At 32.7% G+C, this 25,467-nt stretch carries 22 protein-coding genes; 20 read left to right on the top strand and 2 right to left on the bottom strand.

Features of this window, described 5'->3' with window-relative positions:
- Positions 1–326 (top strand): transposase (locus CBF36_RS12410; protein ID WP_243637974.1); only part of this gene is annotated, 326 nt, incomplete at its 5' end.
- Here CBF36_RS12410 and CBF36_RS04410 read toward each other — a convergent pair.
- Positions 305–1,480, bottom strand: a complete 1,176-nt coding sequence (locus tag CBF36_RS04410) for an ROK family protein (RefSeq protein ID WP_125956963.1) — start codon at positions 1,478–1,480, stop codon at positions 305–307. The genes CBF36_RS12410 and CBF36_RS04410 overlap by 22 nt on opposite strands.
- A gap of 246 nt (positions 1,481–1,726) precedes the next feature.
- Here CBF36_RS04410 and CBF36_RS04405 point away from each other — a divergent pair, with 246 nt between their 5' ends.
- The 6 genes from CBF36_RS04405 (at position 1,727) to pepI (ending at position 6,727) form a co-directional block, all read left to right on the top strand.
- Positions 1,727–3,010, top strand: coding sequence for a PTS sugar transporter subunit IIC (locus CBF36_RS04405; RefSeq protein ID WP_125956961.1), 1,284 nt, complete (start codon positions 1,727–1,729; stop codon positions 3,008–3,010).
- A 34-nt stretch (positions 3,011–3,044) separates the two neighbouring features.
- Positions 3,045–3,944 carry a DUF7916 family protein gene (locus tag CBF36_RS04400; protein WP_125956960.1) on the top strand — a complete coding sequence of 300 codons (900 nt, stop codon included), beginning with the start codon at positions 3,045–3,047 and terminating at the stop codon, positions 3,942–3,944.
- Between the two features lie 13 nt (positions 3,945–3,957).
- Positions 3,958–4,275 (top strand): PTS sugar transporter subunit IIB, encoded by a 318-nt coding sequence (locus tag CBF36_RS04395; RefSeq protein WP_125956958.1) that lies wholly within the window; start codon positions 3,958–3,960, stop codon positions 4,273–4,275.
- A gap of 15 nt (positions 4,276–4,290) precedes the next feature.
- Positions 4,291–4,608 (top strand): PTS lactose/cellobiose transporter subunit IIA, encoded by a 318-nt coding sequence (locus CBF36_RS04390; protein WP_125956956.1) that lies wholly within the window; start codon positions 4,291–4,293, stop codon positions 4,606–4,608.
- Between the two features lie 76 nt (positions 4,609–4,684).
- The gene (locus CBF36_RS04385) at positions 4,685–5,818 is read left to right on the top strand and encodes a VanZ family protein (protein WP_165865378.1); all 1,134 of its coding nucleotides are present in this window, start codon (positions 4,685–4,687) and stop codon (positions 5,816–5,818) included.
- A 27-nt stretch (positions 5,819–5,845) separates the two neighbouring features.
- Positions 5,846–6,727: a proline iminopeptidase gene (gene pepI / locus CBF36_RS04380; RefSeq protein ID WP_125956953.1), complete on the top strand. Its 882-nt coding sequence runs from the start codon at positions 5,846–5,848 to the stop codon at positions 6,725–6,727.
- 39 nt (positions 6,728–6,766) lie between these two features.
- Here pepI and CBF36_RS04375 read toward each other — a convergent pair whose 3' ends face one another.
- On the bottom strand, positions 6,767–7,561 hold the full coding sequence (locus tag CBF36_RS04375) for a TraX family protein (RefSeq protein ID WP_125956952.1): 795 nt from the start codon (positions 7,559–7,561) through the stop codon (positions 6,767–6,769).
- 191 nt (positions 7,562–7,752) lie between these two features.
- Here CBF36_RS04375 and CBF36_RS04370 point away from each other — a divergent pair, with 191 nt between their 5' ends.
- The 13 genes from CBF36_RS04370 to CBF36_RS04310 all read left to right on the top strand — a co-directional run bounded on the left by CBF36_RS04370 (position 7,753) and on the right by CBF36_RS04310 (position 25,453).
- Complete coding sequence (locus CBF36_RS04370) at positions 7,753–8,514, top strand: IclR family transcriptional regulator (protein ID WP_125956976.1); 762 nt, start codon at positions 7,753–7,755, stop codon at positions 8,512–8,514.
- Positions 8,515–8,904: 390 nt separating this feature from the next.
- Positions 8,905–9,582 carry a WxL domain-containing protein gene (locus tag CBF36_RS04365; RefSeq protein ID WP_125956950.1) on the top strand — a complete coding sequence of 226 codons (678 nt, stop codon included), beginning with the start codon at positions 8,905–8,907 and terminating at the stop codon, positions 9,580–9,582.
- Positions 9,583–9,734: 152 nt separating this feature from the next.
- On the top strand, positions 9,735–15,257 hold the full coding sequence (locus CBF36_RS04360) for a BspA family leucine-rich repeat surface protein (protein ID WP_125956948.1): 5,523 nt from the start codon (positions 9,735–9,737) through the stop codon (positions 15,255–15,257).
- A 79-nt stretch (positions 15,258–15,336) separates the two neighbouring features.
- The gene (locus CBF36_RS04355; RefSeq protein ID WP_125956947.1) at positions 15,337–16,434 is read left to right on the top strand and encodes a WxLIP family cell surface protein; all 1,098 of its coding nucleotides are present in this window, start codon (positions 15,337–15,339) and stop codon (positions 16,432–16,434) included.
- A 16-nt stretch (positions 16,435–16,450) separates the two neighbouring features.
- The gene (locus tag CBF36_RS04350) at positions 16,451–16,801 is read left to right on the top strand and encodes an LPXTG cell wall anchor domain-containing protein (protein WP_165865377.1); all 351 of its coding nucleotides are present in this window, start codon (positions 16,451–16,453) and stop codon (positions 16,799–16,801) included.
- 12 nt (positions 16,802–16,813) lie between these two features.
- Positions 16,814–17,035, top strand: a complete 222-nt coding sequence (locus CBF36_RS04345) for a hypothetical protein (protein WP_125956943.1) — start codon at positions 16,814–16,816, stop codon at positions 17,033–17,035.
- Positions 17,036–17,205: 170 nt separating this feature from the next.
- Complete coding sequence (kduI, locus tag CBF36_RS04340; protein WP_125956975.1) at positions 17,206–18,036, top strand: 5-dehydro-4-deoxy-D-glucuronate isomerase; 831 nt, start codon at positions 17,206–17,208, stop codon at positions 18,034–18,036.
- A gap of 15 nt (positions 18,037–18,051) precedes the next feature.
- Positions 18,052–18,843, top strand: a complete 792-nt coding sequence (locus tag CBF36_RS04335) for a gluconate 5-dehydrogenase (RefSeq protein ID WP_125956941.1) — start codon at positions 18,052–18,054, stop codon at positions 18,841–18,843.
- A 69-nt stretch (positions 18,844–18,912) separates the two neighbouring features.
- On the top strand, positions 18,913–20,103 hold the full coding sequence (locus tag CBF36_RS04330; protein ID WP_125956939.1) for an MFS transporter: 1,191 nt from the start codon (positions 18,913–18,915) through the stop codon (positions 20,101–20,103).
- Positions 20,100–20,747 carry a bifunctional 4-hydroxy-2-oxoglutarate aldolase/2-dehydro-3-deoxy-phosphogluconate aldolase gene (locus tag CBF36_RS04325; RefSeq protein ID WP_125956938.1) on the top strand — a complete coding sequence of 216 codons (648 nt, stop codon included), beginning with the start codon at positions 20,100–20,102 and terminating at the stop codon, positions 20,745–20,747. The genes CBF36_RS04330 and CBF36_RS04325 overlap by 4 nt, the downstream gene beginning before the upstream one ends.
- A 1-nt stretch (position 20,748) precedes the next feature.
- Positions 20,749–21,762, top strand: coding sequence for a sugar kinase (locus CBF36_RS04320; protein WP_125956936.1), 1,014 nt, complete (start codon positions 20,749–20,751; stop codon positions 21,760–21,762).
- 16 nt (positions 21,763–21,778) lie between these two features.
- A complete protein-coding gene (locus CBF36_RS04315) occupies positions 21,779–22,585 on the top strand; it encodes a hypothetical protein (protein ID WP_125956934.1) in 807 nt (268 codons plus the stop codon).
- Between the two features lie 111 nt (positions 22,586–22,696).
- A complete protein-coding gene (locus CBF36_RS04310; RefSeq protein ID WP_125956933.1) occupies positions 22,697–25,453 on the top strand; it encodes a sigma 54-interacting transcriptional regulator in 2,757 nt (918 codons plus the stop codon).
- Positions 25,454–25,467 lie beyond the last annotated feature (14 nt).

Genomic DNA, 25,467 nt, shown 5'->3' with positions numbered 1-25,467 from the left:
CAAAAGCACTTATCAATGCAGAAGAAACAGGCAAAATTTATAAACAAAGAAAAATTGATGTAGAACCAGCCTTTGGAAATCTAAAGGCTAATTTGTCGTTCACTCGTTTCTCTGTTAGAGGAAAAGACAAGGTGGTTAATGAGTTAGGTTTTGCATTAATGGCAATAAACATAAGGAAATTAACTGCCTATAGGCAGTTGAAAAGTACGAATGAACTCAAAAACAAGGATTTAAAAATGATATTTTCATTCTTAAATCCTTGTTTTTTTATTTTAGAGACTTTTGGGTCAGCCTCGTTTTTTAGTTACTGTAGCCACAGTTGTTGAATGCATAACGCACAACCTCCAATAGCACCATTATAGATAGAATATGGTTTTAATAAAATTTCTTGATGTGGTAAAAACATCAATTTGGGTTCTGTTTCAACGAGTTCTTTTAAAGTTTTATGAAGTGAGTCTTTTTCGAAAAGTTTACCATGAACCACAATCTGCTTAGAGTCAATCATCATGTTTAGATTAATAAGTGAGATAGCTAGATATTGAATAGCGCTATTAACGATAGACATAATCCCAACATCGCCTAATTCGTAAGCATCTAAAATTATTTTTATAGAAATCTCATCTTCTGAAGTGACAAGTTGCTTTAAATAGGTATTAGCAGAATTTCTAAAAAGGATTTTTGATTTTTTTATTAACCATGATTCACTAGCATATGTTTGTAAACAGCCACGTTTACCACATTCGCATAATTCACCATCCGCAGCCACAATGGTGTGACCAATTTCGCCAATTAGTAAATTTTCTTTACTGAAAATATCCCCATGATACATATAAGAACAATGCAATCCACGACCGATATGTAATAAGGCAAAGTTATCATCGTTATGTCGTTGAAATAAGCGTTCCGATAAAGCCATACAATTAACATTATTGGCAAAAAAAACAGGGAAAGAAACAGATTTAGAGATGTCGCTTAAATCGAATAGTTGCCAACGTTTGTTGTTAGTTAATATTTTATCAGGATAATCTTTACTATAATGTCCGGGAATAGCAATACCTAATGCTGAAATAGGTTGTTTGATTGATTTGGTAAAAGAGTGAAGCAGTTGAATAAAAGAATCACTAGTATAATTAAAGTTTTTTTGACTAATATCAATGGTTTGTTCTTTTAGTATTTCACCAATGTTATCTGTTAAAACAAAAGAAATAAAATCTTCTGCCACTTCAGCTCCCACATAAAATGAATGATGATGTTTAATGTCTAATAATATTTTTTTTCGTCCGGCTTTATTATTTTGTTCATCCGTCTCACCTAGTTCTAGTAAAAAGTTTTGAGTTATCATTTCACCAGTTAAAGTACTGACTGTAGCAGGAGTAATACCTGTTTCTTTAGAAATATCAATTCGTGAGATGGGACGTTTTCCATATATTTTATCAAGAATGGCTGAACGCAATTCTTTTTGTTTTTTTGTTAAAGTCATGATATTCCTCCATTTCTCATTCAATAGTGTACCATATATACGAAATAAATGATAAAAAAAAATCAATTATTTCATAGTAAATCAAATTTATAATATGATATCTATGAACTTGTAACAAGATTCATTTAAATAATTATTGACAATAAATAAGGGGCGTACTATAGTGTAATTAGTTATAAAAAATAATTAATAAATAATTGTAAGGGGTTTATTAATTATAATAAATATTCAAAAGGGGTGTAAGTTATGGAAAAAGAGAATAAGTTTGTGCAAGAAAAATTAATGCCTGTTGCTGTAAAATTAGGAAGTAATAAAGCGTTAATTGCTATTCGAGATGGTATTACCTTAGCCATGCCGCTGATTATCATTGGGTCATTGTTTATGGTGATTGCAAGTTTTCCAATTCCTGGTTGGGAAGATTGGTTAGGAAATAAAGGGATTAGTGGTTATTTATGGAAAGGTGTCGACAGTAGTTTTGGGTTAATTGGTCTAGTAGCAAGTTTTGGTATAGCTTATAGTTTAGCTAAACAATACAAAGTAGAAGGGGTTCCAGCAGGTCTTATTTCATTATCAGCATTTATAACAGTGACACCTTTTGTTGTATCAGATGCCGGAGCAGGTATGCCAACAGCTTTTATGGCCTCTAAAGGATTGTTTGTTGCAATTATTTTAGGATTAATTAATGGATATGTCTATCAATGGTTTATCACACATAATATTCAAATTAAATTACCAGATAGCGTTCCACCAGCCGTTTCCAAAAGTTTCAGTGCCATCATTCCTGGGGCAGTGATTATTACGTTTTGGTTAATTGTGTTTGCAGTTTTGGATGCGCTTGCGTTACCAGGGTTACATGATATTGCTCAAGTTGTTTTAGGAACACCTTTAGGGTTATTAGGAAATAATGTTGTTGGTGTTGGATTATTAGTCATATTTAATAGTTTGTTTTGGTTTGTGGGAATTCATGGAGGGAATATTGTGAATTCTATTATGCAACCGCTTTGGCTATCTAATCTTGATGCTAATAGAGCAGCTTATCAAGCAGGAAGTTCATTGAAACATATTTTTACAACACCATTTATGGATAATTTTGTTTACATGGGTGGTGGAGGAGCAACCATTGGATTGGTTTTAGCATTAGGTTATTTAGCTCGTAGAAAACATGCTAGTAAACAGTCAAAAGTATTGGCTCCTATTACGGTTGTTCCAGGATTGTTTAATATAAACGAACCAACTATGTTTGGAATACCAATTGTATTGAACGTATTATTAATCATTCCATTTATTTTAGCTCCAGTAATTAATTTAATTGTTTCTTATACAGCGATGGCTACAGGATTAGTATCGTTAACTTATACAGCACCAAGTTGGACTATGCCACCAGTTATTAGTGGGGTTTTAGCCACAGGTGATATTAAAGCCTCAATTTTACAGTTAGTATGTGTTATTTTAGATATTTTAATTTATTTACCATTTATTATGAATGTTGAGAAGCGTTTTAAACAAGAAGAGGAAGGCTTAAAATTATAAAAACAATCACAAATGAAAGATAAGGGGAGATTTCATGGTTAAGCGATTAATTAGTGCTAATTCATCAGATATATTGGCAATGACAAGTAAAGAATTAAAACAAAGTATTAAAGCAAGTGAAGGTCGAGTGATTTTATCAGAAAATGTTGCGCCAAGAGAGTCATATATTGGAGACATCACAAATGCAGAAATGGCAAGAGCATTTGGAGCAGATATGATTTTACTAAATGGGTTAAATGTTTTAACACCTTGCGTATTTGGGTTGCCTGAAGGTGAAGGGAGTGTTGTTGATCGTTTACACGAACTTGTAGGTAGACCGATAGGGGTTAATTTAGAACCAGTCGATTTATCAGCAGATATGGCCGAAGATAAATTAATAATAGATGAAGGAAGACAAGCAACAATTGACACGTTTAAACAAGTAGAATCAGAAGGATATGATTTTATTTGTTTGACAGGAAACCCGGGTACAGGTGTTACTAATACTCAAATCACAGAAGCAATTGAAAAAGCAAAACAGTATTACTCAGGCTTAATTATTGCAGGGAAAATGCATGGAGCAGGTGTAAATGAACCAGTAGCAGATTTAGAAGCTATTAAATCGTTTGTCCAAGCTGGTGCAGATGTCATTTTAGTACCAGCAGTAGGAACAGTTCCTGGGTTTGATGAGGAACAGTTAAAAGAAGTAGTGAAACTTGTGCATGCGCATGATGGTTTAGTACTATCAGCTATTGGTACAAGTCAAGAAAGTTCTGATGCAGATACCATTAAACAAATCGCCATTACGAATAAAATATGTGGTGTCGATATCCAACATATTGGAGATGCAGGCTATGCCGGAGTTGCGCCAGTTGAAAATATTTTTGCTTTAAGTAAAGCAATTCGCGGTATGAGACACACAGTATCCATGATAGCTAGATCAATAAACAGATAAGGAGTGACGATTAATGAGTCAAAAAACAATTATGTTAGCTTGTGCAGCAGGGATGAGTACTAGTTTGTTAGTTACTAAAATGCAACAAGCGGCTGAGAAAAAAGGATTAGATGTTGATATTTTAGCAGTGCCTGTTTCAGAGGTAGATAGCTACGCTAAAGACCATCCAGTTCATGTGGTATTGTTAGGGCCACAAGTCCGATTTATGTTAAAACAATTTGAAGAACAATTTCATTCGGAAAATATCCCTGTAGCCGTTATCCCAATGACTGACTATGGTATGATGAATGGTGAAAAAGTAATTGAATTAGCAGAAGGACTAATGAAATAGGTAGGTGTAGTGGATATGGACGATAAAACAATGCAAGCAATCATGGGGTTAATCATGTATGGTGGAGATGCTAAGAGCAATGCAGTTGAGGCTATTCAAGCAGCTAAAGCATCTGATTTTTCAATGGCAGACGAAAAATTAGAAGCCGCCAAAGAATCTTTAGTAAAAGCACATCAGTCTCAAACAGAGATGCTAACAAAAGAAGCACAAGGCGAATCAACAGAAATAACTCTTCTAACGGTTCATAGCCAAGATCATTTGATGACAGGGATTGCCTTTACAGATTTAGCGAAAGAGATAGTTGATTTATATAAAGTGATTGATAAAAAATAATGAATTAACCGAAGAAATTTTTTTCTTCGGTTTTTTTATGGTGTGAATGATAGTATAGTGGATGAAAGAGAAATCTATGATAGAAAGAAGGGGTTTTATGCCATCTTATGCTATACCACTATCTACTGCGTTTATTTGGTTTGCTGTTTTATCGTTTTTAGGAACAGTACCATGGACGATATACCAGTACCGAAAATATGGTTATTTTAATATTTGGCGAAATATAGTGTTATTTAGTTTTATTTATTATTGTTTAACGGCTTTCTTTTTAGTTAGCTTACCACTACCTAAAAATAGAAATGATATTGAATTTAAACATCATGTCTATACCCAGCTTAAACCATTTAACTTTTTGAGTGATTTTAATACAATTCCAGGGTTTAAGCCCTATCAACTAAACACATATCCCAAAATGCTAAAATCATTTACTTTTTTGCAACTGTTATTTAATGTAGCATTACTATTTCCTTTGGGTGTTTATTTGAGATTTTTTTTCAAAAAAGCAAAAAAATGGTATATTGCCTTACCGATTATTTTTAGTGTCACATTGTTTTTTGAAGTCTCTCAATTAACGGCTTTATTTGGCTATTATACCTATCCATATCGTTTGTTTGATGTAGATGACTTAATGATGAATACATTAGGTGGTCTGATTGGCTTTTTCACGGCACCGGTACTGCTATTTTTCATCCCTAGTCGTGACCAACTACACCAAAAAGATAAGGTCTATTCGTCTGATCATTTAGCATCATATGGCTCACAACTGGTGGAAGCCTTGTTAACTTTGGTTATATCCAAACTAGTAGGATCTATCATCGCAACTTTTTTATGTCATGGGAATTATGTGTATCCTATCCAGTTACTTATCAGTGTGGTGTTTATGATTGTATTACCTATTATAGGAAGTGATACCACTATCGGAGGGAAAATCATCCGATTGAAATTGTTATTACCAGAGAAAAAACGAGTCAAATCTCTTATCTATCGCTTTATTTTGATTTATACACCTTCGCTAGTTAGCCATGTGTCACAAAGTATTTATGCTTTTTATTCTGATAGTGTATCTGTTATTTTACTACAAGTATGTGTTTTTCTTATAACCTCTGTGGTATGGATTGTTTTTGGAATCATCTTGATAAAAGATTGGATTCAAAAAAGAGATGCCGTATTTTTTAATTATTTATCCAGAGTGACATTTGTCAGAAAGTAATAAATTATGTAAGAAAGTGGGGAAAAGATGATCATAAAAGAAGGATATATGCCATTTTTAGAGTATCAAACCTATTACCGAATTGTGGGAGAGCCTTCCGATAAAGCGCCTTTGTTGTTATTACATGGAGGGCCAGGATCAACACATAATTATTTTGAATTATTAGATGATTTATCTTTAGATAATAGACAAGTCATTATGTATGACCAATTAGGTTGTGGGTTGTCTTCCATGCCGGATAAACCTGAACTATGGACAGCGGAAACTTGGCTAGCTGAATTAATCGCTTTAAGAGATTACCTGAAGTTAGATAAAGTACATATCTTAGGACAATCATGGGGAGGAATGTTACTCATTAAATATATGTGTGACAAATTACCTAAAGGTGTTAAAAGTATTATTTTATCAAGTACTTTATCTTCCGCTGAATTGTGGAAAGAAGAACAACATCGCTTAATAAACATGATGAGTATAGAAGATCAAAGAGCCATTGAACAGGCAGAATTGACGCATGATTTTTCTCAGCCGGACTATTTAAAAGCTAATGAACTATTCATGTTGCGCCATGCAGGTGATGTGCCAAGTGAAAACTCTCCAGAGCCTCTAAGAAGGCCTAAAAAACGTGGGGAACAAGCCTATTTACATGCTTGGGGACCAAATGAATTTTTTCCAATGGGAACACTATCAACATTTGATTATACTAGCGAATTGAAGAATATTTTAACGCCAACGTTGATTATTAGCGGAGCAGATGATTTAAGTACCCCATTGATTGCGAAGACAATGTTTGATGAAATACCTCATGCCAGATGGGAATTATTTCAACATAGTCGTCATTTGCCTTTAGTGGACGAAGAGGTAAAATATAAAACGTTATTAATTGATTGGTTGAATCAATACGATAAATAAGGAAAACGCCTTGAACATATTTAATTCAAGGCGTTTGTTTTAACCGAAATGTTGATAAATAATGGCAGAAATAATAAATAAAATCCAAATGTGTGCTGGGTAAAAAACATAGAAAAAGGATTTCATGCTACGTCCTTTTTGGCCATTAAAAAAGAAGATTGGAATTAATGAAAAAATCATCATCCACTGTGTGTTTGTGGTCATAAAAGCACTAGGATCTCTCGTTAAAAAGAACAGACTTGCTAACGCAATGAATAACATTTGAATAGCTTTTTTATTTTTAGCTAAATACATCAATGGCATTAAGTAAATCATCATGCCGTTTTCTGCTGTCATACCAGAAGGGATAAGAAAAAGAAAACGTGCCATATTGATTGGTACAACAGTAATTAGCGATAAGATAACAAAATAAGATAGGACAGGAAAAATAAGACAAAATAATCCTAGTAATAAGGTCGATAGGTTTTTTGTTTGCCTAAATTGATTTAGCTTATCAATTCCGTACATTGCTAGAACACCTAAAAATAAATCATTGAAGATATTATTTTGAAGCGCCATATCTCCTATTGAGAAAAAGTGTGTCACAAGCATGGTACCTAAAGTCATAACCCATGATCCGATAAGTAAACGTCCTAAGTATTTTGATTTATTTCGCGTGTGTGTAAACCCGATGACACTAACGAAAAAAAATAACGTCGCAACAGGTCTACCACACCATTCCATCCATTCTGGAACATTTGTCCAATAAAACATTTGATGAACATGATTAATAAACATGAAAATAATTCCGATTATTTTAAGGTCAAATGTTGTCAAACCTTTTGTTTTAGTCATAAAAGCACCTCTCTTTTTATTAAATTAACCACTTTGTATTCTAGCGAAGATTTTTTCAGTTGTTATCCATCTAGAGTCTGAAATTTATCTAGTCAGATGTGACTGTTTATTTTATGTAAAGTGTGATAGAATTTCCTATATAAACATTTGGTTTCTTATATAGAAAAAACGAGGGGTTAAAAATGACAGAGATGAATCCAAAACCATATGGAACAGTTTTAATAAAAGCTTCAAAGATATTAGATTGTCTTGCTGAGACAACAGGAGACGTGACGTTAAAAGAAATTGCAGAATTATCAGGGTTAACCACTTCAACGGCATTAAAAATTTTAGATACATTAATATTAATTGGGTATGTGACACGAAATGAAAAAAATAAAACTTATTTTTTAGGACCAGGATTAGTAAAATACAGTCAAGCTTATTCAACGAATTCAATGTTAAAAAACATTGCTGAATCAAGTTTGGAAAAACTACAATTAGAAATAGATGAAACCATCCATTTGGGTATGTTGAATAATGATGAGCTGATTTATATTGATAAATTAGAACCTAAAAAGCAGTCTATTTATATGTCTTCAAAAATAGGAGCAACCAAACCATTGTATTCAACAGGGATGGGAAAAGTTTTTTTATCAGATTATGATAATGATAGGTTAGAGAGCTATTTTGAAACCATCCCACTAAAAGCTTATACAGAAAATACTATCACAAATAAATTTCTGATGGAAAAGGAATTAGCAAATATTAAAGAGACGGATATTGCATATGATGATGAAGAGATGGAGAAAGATTGTTTTTGTGTGGCAATGCCAATAAAAAATAAGCAAGGACAATTAGAAGGGGCTTTTAGTGTCAGTATGCCTAAATTTAGAGCAAATCAACCCATGATTGATAAGGTGATTGAAAAAATGAAAGTGACAAAACAGCTTATAGAAAACAATCTAAACTAAGAAAAAAGTATGAATAATTATTGCGATTATGTATTTTATGTTAAATAAAATTGAAATTAAATAGAAAAAACAAATTAACGAAAAGTTAAGAAAAGTTTATTTAACGGTTATTTTTGTAAAAAATAAATTCATATAATAATGATTGATTTTTAAATAAAGAGACAAATAAAAAAGTTATAATCTCGTTTGATTATAGCTTTTTTGTTTTTGTATAGAAGTTTAATTTTAATGTTTGTTTGTAAACTTTAAATCATTTTTAAGTTCATTTAATGGTGTTTATGAAATAAAATAAAAGTATATAGATTGATAGAATATGAATATTTTACTATAATTAAGTTAATCTTCTTATTGAATAGGGAGAAAAATGTATTATAAAGGAGAAGGATAGATATGAAAAAAATTATTGCAAGTTCAGCAGTATGTCTAATTGCTCTTGGTGCTGGATTAAGTGTATCAGCAAGTAGCATTAGTATGGATGGTAAAAAAGGTGATACAGACGTACGTATTGGGTTTGAAAATGATTCAACTACAAGACCAACTGAAAATGGAAAAATAGAACTATCTAGAATTCCTACAGCTTTTGATTTTGGTCAATCAAACCGTATTATTGATCAACCACAAGTAATTAAAACACATAATGCTAACTCTGCTCCACAATATTTAGCAGTAAATGATTTACGTGAAGCACCATCAGGAAAATGGGAAGTTAATGCAACTGCTTCTGAAATTGTAAATATGGATCAAAATAAAGTGGACGATAAATTAACAGGTGCTAATATTTCATTTACATCTAATGGTGTGTCTTTTGAAAATCCTGTGGCTAAACAACCAACTGCAGATGGTGTAACTTATTCAAATGAAAAATTTGGTGTATCATCAGTTTCTAAATTAGGTGCTGGCCAAACAGCCAAAGTATTAGATACAATTGATGCTTCAGCTTTAGGTAAAAAAGAAGTTGGGGCTCGAATTACTGATGTATCATTGTATGTTCCAGCAAATACTGGTACTCCAAATTCATTGTATACTGGTACAGTAACTTGGTCTTTAGATAATGTAACTCAAGGTTAATTTGTTGTTATTAGTAACTGAGCAAATTAAAGTTTGCTCAGTTTACATACAAAAGCAAACAACTGTGTGAGTTGTTTGCTTTTGTATGTAAATAGAATGGACATAAAACTAGAGCTGTTTATATAAATTAGAGATGCTTAGGAGTGAATAGGATGAAGAAAAGATGGTCTATATTATTAACGGCAAATCTGTTGTCTGCTTTAGTCAGTCCATTGATGGTTCATGCGGTTACACCGACAACTGAATCTGAAGAAATTTTAAAAAATATTTCTCAATCATCTCAGACATACGCAAGGGAAAGTATCGAACAAAGCGATATGATAAAGCAGACATTAAAAAGTATCCAAGAAACATATGATACACAATCAACGTCAGAAACAACAAGTGAATCAACAACAGATACAACTAATATGGAGTTATCAGAAGAATCGACTCAAGAAAAAGATAGTGATAGCAGTAATGAAAATGAACCAAATCCTGCTCAACAGAGAAATAGAACTGACAATAAAATAGCAGCTAGAAGTGCAGATGTAACCCAAATAGCAGATGTTGAAACAAATACTGGTACATGGGGGACAGTTTCTTGGGTATTTAATGAAAATACAGGAACATTAACCTTTACAAGTGGTGGAAATCTGGGAAAAGCTAGTACATCTCCTTGGAATACTCGTAAAGTTAATAATTTAGCTATTAATAAAATAGTATTTTCTGAAATAGTTAAAGCACCTGAAAATTCTAGTTATTTATTTTCTGGTAACACTCTTGGAAATAATCAGGATTATCCTTTAAGTGCTTGTCGATCTATCAAAGGCATTGAAAACATTGATGTTAGTAAAGTTAAAAACATGAGCTCTATGTTTTCAAGAGCAATAAATTTAAGAGGATTGGATTTATCTTCCTGGAATACTAAAAATGTTACAAACGTAACCCTCATGTTTCAAAGTGCATTTGGAAATTTTGAAACAGATGAATATGAGATTGCTTTAAATGTATCAAGCTTTCGTATAACGTCTAACCTTGAAGGAAAAAATTCGATGTTTTTGGATGCTAAATTTAATAAGATTACTGTAGGAAAACAATTTGATTTGAGACCGTTATTTGTTGGATCGAGTTATGGGGATTTCCCAGCCTTTCTAAAATGGTACAACAAAGATAAAGTTGTGGTAGGTAGTTCTACAACTGGACTTGGTAATACTTTTTTAAATTACCTTGCTGAAGGTCACCCTGGAACTTATACCACTTATTTACCAGACAATCCACCGACAGTGAAGCTTACATGGGGTGATGTACCATATCAATTTGATGAAAAAAATGGGGTATTGACTTTTATAGATGGTGGAACTTTCACTGAATCAGATGAATCACCCTGGAACCGAGATGACGAGCACCAAATAGACGCAAAAGACATCAAAAAAATTGTTTTTACAGAAAAGGTAACGGCTCCTAAAAATTCACAATTTTTATTCTCTCGTGCATCAGATCCTGTTGGACGTGGTCAGCTATCGAATTTAGCTGAAATTGAACATTTTGATTACTTAAACACATCAAAATCTGCTAATATGGAAGGATTCTTTCTAGGGGTATCTAGTTTAACGTCATTGGATGTATCACATTTTAATACAAGTAATGTGACAAATATGAAATCAATGTTTAAGGGCATGACAGGTATTTCGTCTTTAAACTTAGGGAATTTTGATTTTTCAAAAGTGACAAGTAAAAAAGATATGTTCTCAAATGATTTATTGAAAGAAATCACATTACCAGCGACATTTTTTGATAAAACAAATAGTACCAATTTAAACAAAGTATCAACAACAGATGGTTATAATGGAAACTGGGTTAATATCAATGATAAATCTAAAAAACTAGGTCAAACTTTGGAATTTTTAGAAAATACAGCTGGAAAAGCTGGGACTTATGTTTGGGGAGAAAAATCAGAAGACATGCTGAGATGGGGAACTGTTCCTTATCAGTTTGATGAAAGTACAGGAGAGTTAACTTTCACTGATAGTGGAACACTCGGTGAAGCAGATAAATCTCCGTGGAATCGACCAGATGATAAAGTAATTAATGCAACAAAAATAAAAAAAATAGTCTTTACAAAGCCAGTAAATGCTCCAGAAAATTCGAAAGATTTATTCTCTAGTTCAGGGACTGGAAAAGATTATTTATCAAATGTAACGTCTATTGAACATTTAAATTATTTAAATACTTCAAAGGTTACTAGCATGGACTCATTTTTCTCTGGACTATCTAGTATTAAAACGTTAGATTTGTCGAAATTTGATACTAGAAATGTTACAACGATGCATGGGATGTTTTATATTAACAAGAGTATTAGCTCACTTAATTTAAATTATGCTTTATTTGATACGAGTAAAGTGTCTAAAATGTCGGACATGTTTAATGGAATGTCAACCTTAAATAATTTGGATATTTCCAATTTTAAAACAAAAACAGTGCAGGATTTTGGTGGAATGTTTAAAGATGTCAGCAGTCTAACCAATTTAAATCTGAGTCAGTTTGATATGTCTAGCGCAACAGATATGTCTAAGATGTTTAATGGAATGAAAAATCTAAAAGCATTGAATGTATCTAGTTTTAATACGTCTAATGTTACTAGTATGAACAGCATGTTTAATGGTGCTTCTAGCCTAACCGATTTAAGTGTGAAAAATTTTGATACAAAAAATGTCACTAATATGACGTCTATGTTTCAAGGTGTTAAAAGTTTAAAATCTATAGATGTTTCAAGTTTTAATACAGGTAAAGTAACATCCATGAAGGAAATGTTTAGAGGCATGACGGGTATTTCTTCACTAAATTTAGGGAATTTTGATTTTACAAAGGTAATAAGCAAATTAAACATGTTTGCAGAGGATAATATAAAGGAAATTACGTTACCTAAAACATTTTCTGATGTAGGTAATAGTACAGGATTAAATGATGTATCTACAAAAGATGGTTATAATGGAAATTGGGTTAATATTAATGATAAATCTAAAAAACTAGGTCAAACTGAGGATTTTTTAAAAAATACAGCTGGAAAAGCTGGTACTTATATTTGGGGAGAAAAATCAGAAGACATGCTGAGATGGGGAACTGTTCCTTATCAGTTTGATGAAAGTACTGGAGTGCTAACTTTTGTTAAGGGTGGTACTCTAGAAAATAGTAAAGAACATCCGGGAGGGTATGCTAATTCTCCGTGGAATCGGAATGATACGAATAAGATTGATGCTTCGAAAATTAAAGAAATTGTCTTTACAGAGCCAACAAGTACTCCAGTGAATTCAGCTTTGCTATTTTCTAGCAATGCAACAAAATTGACTAATCTAACGAAAATTTCTGGACTTGAAAATTTAGATACATCCAAAACAACTAATATGCTTCAAATGTTTAATGGGATGTCTGGCATAAAAGAATTAGATTTATCGCACTTTAAGACTAACAATGTTATCAATATGAGCTCTATGTTTTATGGTATGTCTAGTTTGGAGTCATTAAATGTTTCATCATTTGACACTAGTAATGTGAATGACATGTCTAGTACATTTGCTAATTTAAAAAGTTTGATTAAATTGGATATTTCATCATTTGACACCAAAAATGTTAATAATATGAGTCAAATGTTTAATAACGACAGTGCAATGACTCGTTTGACGATTGACAATAAAAAATTTAATACGGCAAAAGTGAAAACAATGGATAATATGTTTAATAATATGTCTAGTTTGGAAAGTTTAGATACGTCAAAATTTGATACATCTAGTGTTACCACAATGGCATCAATGTTTAGAAATGTCCGAAAAGTTTCGGCGTTAAACTTAAGTCACTTTAATACAGCTAAAGTCACTAACATGTCAAACTTGTTCGCAGGTATGACAGGTATTTCGGCATTAAACTTAGGAAGTTTTGACTTTACAAATGTGTCAGATAAAAATGGTATGTTTTCTGGTGATGCATTGAAGGAAATTACATTACCCGCAACATTCTCGGATCCTAAAAATACAACAAAATTAAATAAAGTTTCAACAACAGATGGCTACAATGGTCAATGGCAAAACAGTGAAGGTAAACTATTTGGTCAAACTAAGGAATTTTTACAAAATTATAATGGGATAACAGACGCTGGAACCTATACTTGGGGACAATACTTAAAATGGGGAGACGTTCCATATGAGTTTAATGAAAGTACAGGAGTATTAACATTTTATAAAAATGGCGATAATATTTTAGGGACATATGGAAATTCTCCATGGAACAGACCAGAGTATCGAATTGAAGCATCTAATATTAAAGAGATTGTCTTTACAGAGCCTGTTAATGCTCCAAGTGATTCACAATATTTATTTTCTAGTCCTAGTGAAACCGAAAATCAACGTTTGAAAAATGTGACTAAAATTACTGGTTTAGATAAATTGAATACATCTAATACAACAGACATGACTTATATGTTTGGATTTATGAATTCATTAACTCAGCTTGATGTTTCTAAACTAGACACATCAAAAGCTACTAAAATGTATTGTATGTTTGTTAATTTATTTAATATTGAAGAATTGAACGTCTCAGGATTTGATACCTCCAATGTGACAGATATGTTTGGAATGTTTTACCAAAATAGAAAGTTGAAACACTTAGATGTTTCAGGATTTGATACTTCACGAGTGACGACTATGGAGGGAATGTTTGCTGATAATGAGTCTTTAGAAGAAATTGATGTGAGTCATTTTAATACCTCAAATGTGAACAATATGGCATGTATGTTTGAAAATAATAAATCATTAACTAAATTGAATGTTTCTAATTTTGATACGTCCAATGTCACAGTGATGCGAAGAATGTTTAACGGAGTTTCAGGTTTATCAACACTTGATGTTTCTAAATTCAATACACAAAATGTGACAAATATGTTAGAAATGTTTAGAGATTTGTCCGGTATTTCTTCATTAGACTTAGGAAGTTTTGATTTTACAAATGTGTCAGATAAAAATGGTATGTTCTCTGGTGATGAACTTAAAGAAATCACCTTACCAAGTACATTTTCTGATGTAAGTAATAGTACAAAATTAAATGATGTTTCAACAACAGATGGCTACAATGGTAACTGGGTAAACATCGATAATAAAAATGTAAATTTAGGGCAAACACCTGACTTCTTAAAAAATACAGCTGGAAAAGCTGGAACATATATTTGGGGACGTCAGAGTGCATTACATTTAGTAAAAGTTCCTGATTTATATGATTTTGGTAATAAAAATTCTATTAAAGATATTATACAAATATTGAAACCTCAATCAACAGGCAAACAAGAAGTAGAAATAAGAGATGATCGTGAACAAAAGGATATTTGGAGTTTAAGTGTAAAGGCGAGTAAATTAGAAAGCGATAAGCTAGATGATTTAGACCAAGCACGTTATCAGTTCAGTATCACGTCAGCATCAGATACTAATGTCCCAATTCAAGGGATAACGTATTCTGATAAACAAGTAGTATTACCAGCAGATAATTCAAGCCATGTCCTTTATAGTATGACAGATAAGACTCAAATTCCGACATCGTACAATACATGGATTAATGACATGTCATTGATTGTTTCACAAAATTCAGGTAAGCCAAATGAACACTATAGTGGCACAATTACTTGGTCATTAGATACAACACCACAAGATTAACGATGCTCAATCACGTCTTTTAAGAGGTGATTGAGTATTCATGTTTTAAAAGGATAGAACGATTCTCAGGAGGACGCATATGGAAATGAAACGATGGATAAGACAACTGATAGTGTTGACCGGCATTTTAGCACTAGGGGTTCAAATTGGCCTATTAAAAGTGCATGCAGCAGATAACAATCAATCTCAAATTGGTTTTACTGTAGAACCAGTAATACCAGATAATCAAATTGATAAAGATGCAACTTATTTTCATTTAGCAGTAGAGCCTGATAAGGAACAAGAAATTAGTGTTAAAGTAAAAAGCTTAATTAAGGACCCTGTGACAGTTGATTTAGGTGTGACAAATGCTGTAACAAGTACTTCTGGAGTGATTGATTATGGTCAAGAAAAACCAGTTCTTGATGAGTCACTAAAGGTTCCTTTAACAACTATGGTCAGTATTCCTAAAAATGAAGAGCATGTGACGGTACAAAATTTTGAAGAAAAAATTGTTAAAATAAAAATACATCCACCAAAAGAAGAATTTTCAGGAATTAAATTAGGTGCTCTGACGTTTATGAAAGCAGAAGATAAAAATGCTAAGAAAAGAGCAGGTATTTCCAATCGTTATGGGTATAAAATAGGCTTAATTTTATCAGAAGATAGAACCACTTATAATGAAGGGGCCGATTTAAAACTAAAAACAATAAAGCCTGGACTAGAAAATGGGATGAAGATGATTAATATTACCTTTCAAAATCCTGAACCTAAAATTCTATCAAAGTTAAAAATCGAAGCAAAGATGACTAAAAAAGGGTCAAAAGAAGTATTGAAAGAGCAAGAATTGACGGATCGTTCTTTAGCTCCTAATTCAAGTTATATTTTTGGTATTCCTTGGGGGATGGAATCGATAAAGCCTGGTGATTATACCATGCATATTATAGCCCAGTCAGGTGATAGAAAATGGAAATGGGATGAAGATTTTACCATTGAGGCAGCTGAAGCAAATAAAGTGAACAAAAAAGCAGTTAATAAATTTACTATCACTAAGAAAATGCTTATTTTAATCATTATTGTCTTACTTTTAAATGCTATATTATTGGTATTAAGATTAACTAATTCTCGTTGGCAAAAGCCACCAAAACAAGTGAATGTAGTCAAAAAGAAAAAGAAACGTAAAAAACAAGATGAGTAAGTAGGTGATGATGAAAATGAAGAAAAGGCATGTAATAATAACTATTTTTACTTTAATACTCTCACTGGTTATTTTTGATCATTCTGTTTTTGCAGTAGACACAGCTAAAACAGATATTCGTATCGGTTTTGTTAAAGATACTGAATTAAAGCCAGATAAACCAAGTGTCGTTCCACCAAATGGCGGAGACTCTTCGGATGGGGTGAACAATAAAACGCCTCAAACAACTGGTCGTTTGCCTCAAACAGGGGAACTCATTAATTATTGGTTAATTTTTAATGGTGTTTTATTAATTGTTATGATGTTATTTATTTTTGGTATCAGTAAACAAAGAGATGAGGAAGACAAAGATATTTATTTTGTATAAGGGAGGTCGCACATGGACGCAAGAATATGGGTTTATATACTGGCGATTATTGGCTTAGTAAATTTAGCTATCGGGTTATATTTTCTTTTCAAAGATTTAAAAAAAGAAAGACGCTATTGGCAGCGAAGTACATTGGTGATGGATGGTTTGTTTCTCTTCTTCTTTATTTTAGAAATTGGATTAGCGATTATCTTATGGATTAATTTTCAATCACAGATACAATTTTTCTTATAATAATATGACCAAATAAACGCATAATTGGGTTAATTCTCAATTATGCGTTTTCTTTTTTTATTTCAATGAAAATGGTTGCATTTTTTTAGCTGAGTCGCTATAATGAACTTATAAATTTCTTAATAAGAAATATTATTTCCAAATAAGAAAAGGGGTAATTTAGCATGAAGATGGAAACAAGATACGGAAGCAGTCCAGAAATGATTCGTCATTTTTCAACAGAACAATTAAGAGATGAATTTTTAGTTGAAAAGTTATTTGTCCCAGGAGAAGTGTTATTAACTTATACTCATAATGATCGTATGATTTTTGGTGGGGTAACACCAACCAATGAAGCATTAGAAATTAAATTATCAACGGAATTAGGTGTTGATTACTTCTTAGAACGTCGTGAGTTAGGTGTCATTAATATTGGTGGACCTGGTTCTATTATTATCAATGGAACAGAAGAACCTATGAAGAAACAAGATGGTTACTATATAGGTAAAGAGACAAAACAAGTTCAATTCAAATCAGATGATGCCAGCAATCCGGCAAAATTTTATTGTGTGTCAGTACCAGCACATAAAATTTACCCAAATGTGAAAATTAGTATTGATGATATTACACCAATGGAAACAGGCGAATCAAAAACATTGAACAAACGCAAAATTTATCAATATATTCATCCAAATGTATGTGAAAGCTGTCAATTACAAATGGGATATACTATTTTAGCAGAAGGTTCTTCATGGAATACAATGCCATGTCACACACATGAGCGTCGTATGGAAACTTACCTATACTTTGATATGGATCCAGATACAAAAGTTTTCCATTTTATGGGTAAACCTGATGAAACAAAACATTTAGTTATGGGAAATGAACAAGCAACCATCTCACCAAGTTGGTCAATTCATACAGGTGTGGGAACAGCAGATTATACATTTATCTGGGCAATGTGTGGCGAAAACATCACATACGGTGACATGGATATGGTCGCTATGGATGACTTAAAATAATAGGGGTGTAAGAAAATGACAAAATTTTCAATGGATTCATTTAGATTAGATGGCAAAGTGGCATTAATAACTGGTGGGATTTATGGTATTGGCTTTGGTATTGCTCAAGCGTTGCATGAAGCAGGCGCAACGATTGTCTACAATAGCATTAATGAAGAATCAGTGGCTCAAGGAGCAGAAAATTATAAAGCAGCAGGAATTGACGCTAAAGGATATGTGTTTGATGTGACGGATGAACAAGCCGTAAATGCAGCTGTTAAACAAATTGAAGAAGAAGTTGGAACAATCGATATTCTAGTAAACAATGCTGGAATCATCAAACGTATTCCAATGTTAGATATGTCAGTTGAAGACTTTAGACAAGTTATTGATATTGATTTAAATGGTCCATTTATTATGTCTAAAGCTGTGTTGCCAGGTATGATTGAAAAAGGTCACGGTAAAATTATTAACATTTGTTCAATGATGAGTGAATTAGGACGCGAGACAGTGAGTGCTTATGCAGCAGCTAAAGGCGGACTAAAAATGCTAACAAAAAACATCTGTTCAGAATTTGGAGAACACAATATTCAATGTAATGGGATAGGACCTGGTTATATTGCCACTCCTCAAACAGCACCATTACGTGAAGAGGGTCATCCATTTAATGACTTTATTATTGCCAAAACACCAGCAGCTCGTTGGGGAACAGTTGAAGATTTACAAGGTTCTGCAGTTTTCTTAGCATCTGAAGCTTCTGACTTTGTAAATGGCCACATTTTATATGTGGATGGTGGAATTTTAGCGTATATAGGAAAACAACCTTAATCACGCGAGTAGCACGATTCTCGTGCTACTTTTTTATTTTAAATAGAAAGATGGTAGAGAGTAGAAAAAATGACGTTTTATAAAAAATTAAATGAAGTAGATAAATATATACTATGGTGTTGTTTCTTTATTTTTTTTGTTAATGGACTATATTCGATGGTATTTGGCTCCATATTACCCCTTCTAAGTGATGCGTATTCACTTAATGAAACAATGAGTGGCATGTTGCTATCAAGTCATCAAGCAGGGAATTTGATTGCGGGATTTGTCGCAGGGATTTTACCGCTTTATTATGGTCGGAAAAAATCCATTTTATTTTTAAGTAGTTTTGTGATTATTGGTTTTTTATTAATGATAGGTGTTGGGACGCCTTGGGTATTACTGCTCGCCTTTTTCTTCACTGGTATTAGTCGAGGAAGTATTTCTAATTTCAATAATAAAACAGTCAATGACATCACAGATAGTAATCCATCTGCACTAAATTTTTTGCATAGTTTATTTGCCGTAGGGGCATTACTATCTCCTTTTTTAGTGATTTTATTTGGTCAATTATTTGGATTAAATGGTTGGCGATGGTTGTTAGTTGGAATTATTGGGTTAATTTTTATTTCACAAGTGATGTTTTTTAATATGCCGATTGAAGCAGATCTGATACAAAAAAATCAATCGTCTAAAGAAAAGGATTATTCTTTTTTTAAAGATTCTCTTTTTTGGAATACCATTCTCATTATTTTTTTCTATCTGTGTGCAGAATCAGCTATTACAGGTTGGCTAGTGACTTATTTTATTCAATCTGATTTATTGACGATTCAACAGTCTCAAATGATTTCTTCACTATTATGGGTGGGAATACTGATTGGACGACTGGGTTGTGTCTTTTTAGGAAGTCAATTATCAAGAGGAACGTTAATCACTGTTATCAGTATTGGTAGTGCCATTTTTTATGGATTATTACTGGCTAGTAATAGTGTCACCATGATTTTAATTTCTGTATTAGGATTAGGGGTTTCAATGGGAGGTATTTACCCAACAGCCATGACAATTGCTGGTTCATCTATTAAAAAACATCCCATGTCTTTAGGATGGATTTTGGTAATTGGTGGTTTAGGAGGCATTACAATGCCAATTGTTACAGGGTATCTTGCTCAAACTTTTACAATTTTTTGGGGAATGGCAGCCATTATTTTAGCCATTTTCATGATGTTATTAGGTGTTTTTTGGTATCGATTTGTTAATCAAAGAAAAGAGGAACTAGGATGAAAAAAGTACAAGTGTTAACAAAATTACAACAATGTGGTTTAGTGGCAGTGATTCGAGGTAATTCAAAAGAAGATGGTATTAACATCTCAAAAGCAACAGTTGAAGGTGATATAAAAGCAATCGAAGTAGCTTATACCACACCTGATGCTAGTGGTGTGATAGAAGAATTGAAACGTGAATATAAAGAGGATGACTCAGTTGTGATTGGTGCGGGAACAGTTTTAGATGCTACAACAGCAAGGTTAGCGATTTTATCAGGTGCAGATTTTGTCGTGAGTCCATCATTTGATGAACAAGTAGCAAAAGTTTGTAATTTATATCAAACGCCTTATTTACCAGGTTGCATGACCATTACAGAAATTAACACAGCATTAACACATGGTGTAGATATAATTAAAGTATTTCCTGGAGATATTGTCGGTCCACGTTTTATTAAAGATGTGAAAGGACCATTACCTCACGTGAATTTAATGCCAACAGGTGGTGTGAGTTTAGAAAACATGCAAGAATGGTTTGATAATGGTGTACTTGCTGTAGGGATTGGTAGTAATTTGACTAAAGGCTTAACTGGAGATAATTATGATATCGTGACAGAAAATGCACGAGTTTACGTGAAAAAATTGAATGAAATAAGAGGAAACTAATATGGGAAAAGTTGTCACATTAGGTGAAATATTAATTCGTTATTCAACTGAGAAAGGTCAGCACTTAGAAGATAGTTCACGCCTTTTTTTCCATTATGGTGGAAGTGAAGCGAACGTTAGTATTGGGTTAAGTGGGTTATCTCATGATGTGTCACTTTTGTCTGTTGTTCCCAATAATCCACTAGGACAAGGCGCTTTACAACATTTTAGAAAATATGGTGTCAGAACGTCAGATGTTTATTATTCAGGTGAACGATTAGGGTCTTATTTTGTTGAAGTTGGCGCAGGTCCACGTGCCACAAGTGTTGTGTATGATAGGAAACACTCGAGTTTAGCAGAATTAACGCAAACATTGTGGGAAGATGATACTTTGTTTGAAGGAGTTGACTTGTTTCATGTATCGGGGATTACGCCAGCGTTGAGTGACGAGTTGGTAGATATTACATGTGATTTAATGAAACGAGCTAAAGAATCAGGCGTAAGAGTATCATTTGATAGTAACTACCGTGCTAAATTATGGTCTTTAGAAAAGGCATCAAGTGTGTACAAGCAATTACTTCCTTATGTTGATATTTTTTCTGCAGGGAAACTAGATGCGATTAATTTATTAGGTATTACACCTCTTGAAGAAACAGCATCAACAGTTGATGAGCTGACATATTATAGTCAAAAAATGCAAGAAATTTACCCTAATATCTCGGTCATTTACTCAACAACTAGAGAAGTGGTTTCAACAGATGAGAATTACTTACAAGGAAATTTATGGATAGATAATACCTTATATCAATCTCGTAATATGCATGTCCCTTATATTGTTGACAGAATTGGTGGCGGAGATGCTTTCTCAGCAGGGTTGTTGCATGGTTTGCTGACAAAAGATGAATATCAACACAGTATTGAATTTGCGACAGGGATGTCTGTTTTAAAACATACCTACTCAGGAGATTCGTTATATATTTCTGAGGAAGAAGTAGAAAATTTTATTCAAAGTGATTCAAGTAAAATAAACCGCTAATTGAAAGGATGATTAAATGTTAACGTTAGCATTAAAAAATAACGGTACTGTAAAACAAGAACGCTCTAGAGAAGGTGAAACTTATTTGGTGTTTAAAAATTATCCCTATCAATTAGGCGATTATTTTGAATTAACCTTATCAGCACCGAATCAACTAGTTTGGGTTCAGATGGATGCAGCGATTGAACCAAGTTTAATTTATATCGATGGGACAACTTGGCACTATGACGTGATTTTAGATGAAAAATTAGGTTTAGCCTACTCGCCAAATATATTTAAAGGAACGAGGCATTTTGTTAAAGCGTGGTTACCAACGGAAGATGAAATCAATGCTTATCGAAATTTAGCGAAAAATTCACACGATCAAAAGGACGATTCAAAAGGATACCCTCATGCGTTTGCTAATGTGGAAACGCGAAATGATTCGACTTTTTTTGCAAGAAATGCAATTGATGGGATTGTGGCAAATGAAAATCATGGTTCATATCCTTATCAATCATGGGGGATTAATCAGCGTGCGGATGCACAGATAACCATTGATTTTTCTCGGGAAGTCTTAATTGATAAAATCGCTCTAGTATTAAGAGGGGATTACCCACATGATAGTTATTGGACTCATGTAACGTTAGAACTTTCAACAGGAGATGAATATGTCTTTGAAACAACTAACTCACTAGAACGTCAATTTTTTGATATACCATCAACAGTCGTAACACGAGTTACTTTGAAAGATTTAATTAAACATGAAGATGATTCACCGTTTCCAGCATTGACTCAAATAGAGGTGTTTGGAAAAGAATATAGCCAAGAATTTGATTTATAATTTACAAATGGGGTAAAGATAGCATATAATTCTTTTATCCAAGACATATCCGCAAGACAATAGTTCTTGTGGATATTTTTCACTAGAATGACAAAGTATAGGATGATATAGATGACTAAGGTAAATTATTTACTGCTTTTAGAACAAGGATTTGAATCAGTTGAAGAATTAAATGAAGATTCATGTATTTTTGCGACAACTCACTATATATCAGAACAAACAGGGAAGAAAACCAATATTGTCAATCACCATTTAAATAATTTATTTAAAGAAGGTGAGTTAATAAAAATTAATACGAAACCTGTTTATTATCTACCCAAACAACTGGTAACGGATTTTTTAAATCAAGACTTATCAAAATCTATTTATGAGTCATTTGAAGAATTGATTTCAGATAAAGCAGATGTGTTTAATCAGTTAATAGGAAATCAAAGTAGTTTAAATCATGTGATTAAGCAAGGGAAGATTGCGTTAAGCTACCCACCTAAAGGAATGCCTTTTCTGTTAACTGGGCCAACTGGTTCGGGTAAAACATATTTAGTTAAGCGTTTTTATGATTATGCCATACAGACTCATTTATTAGAAGAAACGGCTCCTTTAATTACATTTAACTGTGCAGAGTATGCAGATAATCCAGAATTGTTATCATCAAAACTATTTGGTCATAAAAAAGGGAGTTTTACAGGGGCTGATGTAGATAGTAAGGGATTATTAGCATTAGCTGACAAAGGTGTGTTATTTATAGATGAAGTTCATCGTTTAACACCTGAAAACCAAGAGAAGTTATTTTATTTCATTGATGAAGGAAAGTATAAACCAGTAGGGGAAAATGAAATATGGTCACACGCAGATGTTCGCCTGATGTTTGCAACAACTGAATCGTTAGATGATTATTTACTTGATACCTTTACTAGACGTATCCCAATAGTCGCTAAAGTACCATCACTTGAAAGTCGGGGTATTCGTGAAAAACGTCAATTTCTTTATCATTTTTTTAAGCAAGAAGCTTTGTTATTAAAAAAAGATGTTCTGATTGAAGAGGCGTTATTTCATTTTTTATTATCGTATCAGTTTATGGGAAATGTCGGTGAGTTGCAGAACTTGATTCGATATATTTGTGGGAATGCTTATGTTCGCCAAGGGTTAGGGGAAGACTTGGTTGTGTCAATTAGTGATTTACCAGAAAAAATGAAAAAAGAGGCTTTTCGAGACATTGATTTTACACCAAAAGAAAAAATAAAAATCACACCAACAGGTCAAATTGTTGACCCAAGCTATCATTCTATGGCGACATTTTTTGATACGCTATATAAAGAATTAGATAGTATCGGAAAACAGTATATGAGAGAAGAGTTAAATTCTCATTACTGGATTAATGTGTCATTTGAAAAAATAGAAGAACAGTTTAAATCAATTAATAATCGGTCATTGATTGATAAGCCGTTAAAAATTAAATTGGTTTCTATGATTGATGAGGTTTGTCGTGTGATGTATGAAACCCATCAAATCGAAGTACTACCAGAAACTCGCGACATCTTATTATTATTTATTGAACTCTTATTAGCTAGAGAATCTGAAAGTGATTACGAGCTAGAAAAAGCAACACAGTACAATCAATTGTTTAAAGAAAAACTAGAGTACGTCACGAATACGGTTGATTTATTTGTGTATTTGTTTAAAGAAATGTCCAATATTGGTCATATTGAGTTGAATGAATGGGATTATTTGATTTTAAATATGGTGTTTACCTATTACAGACGATTGAAGCATAAAGAACAAATTAACGGTGTCATCATTTGTCATGGTAAAAGTACAGCGTCTAGTTTAGCAGAAACAACCAATGCCATGATTGGACAAAAAGTTTATCAGGGCATTGATATGTCATTAGATGTCAGTTTTAATGAGATTATTGTGAAGCTACAACGCTATTTATCACTTCATGAAACAGCAAATGGCACGATTATACTGATTGATATTGGTCACACAAAAGATTTAAAAGAAGCATTAGAACATCGTGTAGATGGATCTATTGTGATTATCAATAATGTATCGACACAACTAGCATTAGATGTGGGATTTAGAATTGTGAACAATGAACACATTGAAATGATAGGAAAAGAGTCATCTAGTCAGCATTATTCGACTTATTCTATGTTTCAGCCGGATAAGAAAAAAGTACCAGCGTTAATTATTTCTTGTCAATCAGGTATGGGGACAGCAAAAAAACTTCAAGAAGTTATTGCAGAAAATTTACCTAAGAATACACCGATTCAGCTGGTATTATCAGATTATGCCCATCTTAAAAAAATGAAGACTAATACAACTATGTTTAATCGATATGAAATTATTGGTATTTTAGGGACAGCAAATCCACAGGTAGAAAACGTTAAATACATTGGGATTGATGATATCGTGTCTGAAGAAGGATATAAGTATTTATCCACTATTTTTGAAAGTTATTTAAGCCCACATGATATTCAACATTTAAATAACGGTGTGATGAAAACTTTATCTCTTGAAAATTTAGTCACTATGTTAAGTATTTTAAATCCTGAAAAGACGATAGAATTAATATCAGAAATGATTGACTATTGGGAGCAAGCTTTTGATATAAAAATACCAAATAATTTAAAAACGGCTTTGTATATACACATTAGTTGTATGATTGAGCGAGTGATTACAAGAGAATATGTACAGAATACCTTGTTAGATGAAGCAGACTTTACGAAAGAGCATCCTTATTTTATTGATGTGATAAAACAAGGCTTGGAAAAATTTGAGTCTGTGTATCATGTATCAGTTGATTTAGGTGAAATATCTTACTTACATCAATTATTTCAAGCAAATCTAATTGGATTTACTTTTTAATAAAGTACATCCAA

The organism is Vagococcus bubulae (genome assembly GCF_003950315.1).
Classification (GTDB): domain Bacteria; phylum Bacillota; class Bacilli; order Lactobacillales; family Vagococcaceae; genus Vagococcus; species Vagococcus bubulae.
The sequence above is the reverse complement of the archived record's forward strand: the minus strand, read 5'-3'. Positions and strand labels throughout refer to the sequence as shown.